Below are 3,260 nucleotides of genomic sequence, written 5' to 3'. Positions count from 1 at the left end.
CCGGCCGCCGCTCCCGCCGTCCGTCCACCGCCTCCGGCGGGCACACCCCGGCCGCGTCCACCGCCGGTACGCCGGGGAACGGCGAGGCCGTGCCCCGGCTGCGCATCTCCCGCTCCGCCACGGCCTGGGCGCTGGGCGTCTTCTTCGGCTTCCAGGCCACCGCCGCCTACGTCATCCTCGGCTGGCTGCCGCAGATCTTCCGGGACGCCGGGGTTCCCGCCTCCACCGCGGGACTGCTGCTCGCCGTCACCATGGGCCTGGGCATCCCGCTGTCCTTCGTCCTGCCCCGGATCGCCGCCCGGCTGGCACACCAGGGACCGCTGGTGGTGGTTCTGGGGCTCTGCGGGCTCGGCGGCTACGCGGGGTTGTGGCTCGCTCCGGCCGCCGGAGCGTGGGCCTGGGCGCTGCTGCTGGGCATCTCCAACTGCGCCTTCCCGCTCGTGCTGACGATGATCGGCATGCGGGCCCGCACCGGCGCCGGTGTCGCCGGTCTCTCCGCCTTCGTCCAGGGCACCGGCTACCTGCTCTCGATCCCCGGACCGCTCTCCGTCGGCGCCCTGCACGAGGCCACCGGCGGCTGGCCGGCCCCGCTGCTGCTGATGGCCTGCCTGATGACCGCGCAGATCGCCACGGGCGTCGTCGCGGGCCGGGACCGCTGCGTCGAGGACGGCGACTGAATGCGACACTGACGGCATGCCCGTGCTCGAACCCAATCCCGGCAACGGCCAGAAGAAGCTGCTCCTCGTCCTGGGGGCCATGCTCGGCCTGTCCGTCCTCATCGCCGTGATCGCCTCCATCGCCTCCCCCTGACAGCCCCACCGGTCCCCGCCCCGCCTCCTGCCGCGTGCCGCCGAGAGCCCCGGCCGTGCGGCCTCCGCCGTGCACCCCCGGCCGGGGGTGGGGCCAGCCCCCGGTCCCTTAGGGGGACAGGCTCAGGGACTTGTGGGTGGATCACCGGATGGGCACACCCCCTGCGGCTCCGTACCGTCGAATCACCAGCACGAAGGTGACGACAGCCGACGGAGGCGAGCCACATGACGGCCCGTGCGTACACCCGCTCCCCCTCGACCCGGGCGTCGTCGCAGACGTCGACCAGGCTGCGCTGGTGGACGCTCGCGCTGCCGGTACTCGCCTTCCTCGTGCTGCTCGCCCTCCTGACGGGCGGCGGGGAGGCCCAGGCGTCCGAGACGGCGGCGGTGCCGGCCGAGGAACTGCTGCACCAGCTCAGGCAGGCGCTGGGGGGCTGACCCGGCCCGTGGAGCGACCCCGCGCCGGTACCGGGCGCCGGCCGTCAACACCTCGAGCCTGACGGCGCGTTTCGTGGGAAGCTGGAAACCATGAGCGTCGATGTGCCCCGCAAGATCGTCCTCCTCCGACACTCCAAGGCCGACTGGCCAGAGGTCGCCGACCACGAGCGCCCCCTCGCGGAGCGAGGACGCAAGGACGCCCCGGTGGCGGGCGACTGGCTCGCCGCCCAGGGCGTGAACCCCGATCTCACCCTCTGCTCCACCGCGGTCCGCACCCGCGAGACCTGGAAGCTGGCTGTTCCGCAGCTCGCCAAACGCCCCCGCACGGTCTACGAGGAACGCCTGTACGAGGCGTCGCCCGGCGACCTGGTGGCCGTGCTCAACGAGGTGCCCGACGACGTCCGCGAGGTGCTGCTCGTCGGCCACAACCCGAGCATCCAGGGTCTGGCGCAGGTGCTGGCCGGTTCGGCCGACGAGGAGCCCGGCCGGCATCTGGAGCGGCGCGGCTTCCCCACCTCTGCGGTGGCGGTGCTGACGTACACCGGTTCGTGGAAGTCCCTGGAGCCCGGCGCGGCCAGACTGGTCGACTTCTGGGCCCCCAACGGCTGACGCCGTCGGCGGGCGGCGCACACCGCCGCCCGCCGACGTCCTCACTCCTGCGTGTCCGCCGCCTCGACCTCGTCGCGGGTGATGCCCAGCAGGTAGAGCACGGTGTCCAGGAACGGCACGTTGACGGCCGTGTGCGCGGCCTCCCGCACCAGCGGCTTGGCGTTGAAGGCCACCCCGAGGCCGGCCGCGTTGAGCATGTCCAGGTCGTTGGCGCCGTCGCCGATGGCGACGGTCTGCGACAGCGGCACGCCGGCCTGCTCGGCGAACCGCCGCAGCAGCCGCGCCTTGCCGGCCCGGTCGACGATCTCACCGGTGACCCGCCCGGTGAACCGGCCGTTCTCCACCTCCAGGGTGTTGGCCGAGGCGAAGTCCAGACCCAGTTCGTCCCGCAGCCCGTCGGTGATCTGGGTGAAGCCGCCGGACACCACGCCCACCTGGTAGCCGAGCCGCTTCAGGGTGCGGACCAGCGTCCGGGCGCCGGGGGTCAACCGCACCTCGTCGCGGACCTTGTCGACGACCGAGGCGTCCAGCCCGGCCAGCAGCGCCACCCGGGCGTGCAACGACTGCTCGAAGTCCAGCTCACCGCGCATGGCCGCGGCCGTCACCTCGGCCACCTTCTGCTCGCAGCCGGCGTGGGCCGCGAACAGCTCGATCACCTCGTCCTGGATGAGGGTGGAGTCCACGTCCATCACCACCAGCCGCTGCGCCCGGCGCTGCAGGCCCGACGCGACGACGGCCACGTCCACGCCCAACTGCGCCGACTCGGTGGCCAGTGCGGTGCGCAGCGGGCTGGTCGCGGCGCCTGACACCTCGAACTCCACGGCTGTGACCGGGTACTTGGCGAGCCGGAAGATGCGGTCGATGTTGCCGCCGGTGCCGGTGATCCGGGCGGCGATGGCGGCGGTGGTCTCCGCCGTGAGGGGGTGGCCGAGCACGGTGACGTGCGAGCGGCCGGTGCCTCGCGGCCGGTTGTCGCCCCGGCCGGAGATGATCTCCGCCTCCAGCTTCATGGAGTCCGCCCAGCTGTGCACGGTGGCCCGGAGCTCGCCCTCGGTGCTGCCGTCACCGCCTGCGGGGGCGGTGACCAGCGCGCACAGGGTGATGCGGCCCCGTGTGACGACCTGCTCGATGTCGACGACGTCGAGCGCGTAGGCGGCGAGGGTGTCGAACAGTCCGGCGGTGATGCCGGGACGGTCCTTGCCGAAGATCTTGACCAGGAGGGTGGGCGTGTCCGGACCGGTCGCACCGGTCGGAGGCGGAGGAGTCTGCGATGCGCTCATGGTGACCCCACGGTATCGGGCACCCGCTCCCCACGGGTACGCGTGTCCGCCTCGCGGACGGTGTGACCAGCGGTGAGCCCGCCGCCCGGAGCGAGGGCCGCCCGCCGTGCTGTCCCCGGCCCTC

Annotated in this window: 5 protein-coding genes; 4 read left to right on the top strand and 1 reads right to left on the bottom strand. The window is 73.4% G+C overall.

Annotated elements, in window-relative coordinates; translation table 11 throughout:
- From ACYVE9_RS20235 to ACYVE9_RS20220, 4 genes are all read left to right on the top strand, one after another.
- A partial coding sequence (locus ACYVE9_RS20235) for an MFS transporter (RefSeq protein WP_461029306.1) occupies positions 1-677 on the top strand: 677 nt, incomplete at its 5' end.
- Between the two features lie 16 nt (positions 678-693).
- Positions 694-810, top strand: coding sequence for an SGM_5486 family transporter-associated protein (locus ACYVE9_RS20230; RefSeq protein ID WP_461029305.1), 117 nt, complete (start codon positions 694-696; stop codon positions 808-810).
- Between the two features lie 224 nt (positions 811-1,034).
- Complete coding sequence (locus tag ACYVE9_RS20225; RefSeq protein ID WP_461029304.1) at positions 1,035-1,247, top strand: hypothetical protein; 213 nt, start codon at positions 1,035-1,037, stop codon at positions 1,245-1,247.
- Between the two features lie 90 nt (positions 1,248-1,337).
- Positions 1,338-1,856, top strand: coding sequence for a SixA phosphatase family protein (locus tag ACYVE9_RS20220; RefSeq protein ID WP_461029303.1), 519 nt, complete (start codon positions 1,338-1,340; stop codon positions 1,854-1,856).
- Between the two features lie 41 nt (positions 1,857-1,897).
- Here the strand turns inward: ACYVE9_RS20220 and serB are convergent, their stop codons facing one another.
- Positions 1,898-3,136, bottom strand: a complete 1,239-nt coding sequence (gene serB / locus ACYVE9_RS20215; RefSeq protein ID WP_461029302.1) for a phosphoserine phosphatase SerB — start codon at positions 3,134-3,136, stop codon at positions 1,898-1,900.
- Between the last annotated feature and the right edge of the window lie 124 nt (positions 3,137-3,260).

This window comes from Streptomyces sparsus (assembly GCF_054776295.1).
The sequence above is the reverse complement of the archived record's forward strand: the minus strand, read 5'-3'. Positions and strand labels throughout refer to the sequence as shown.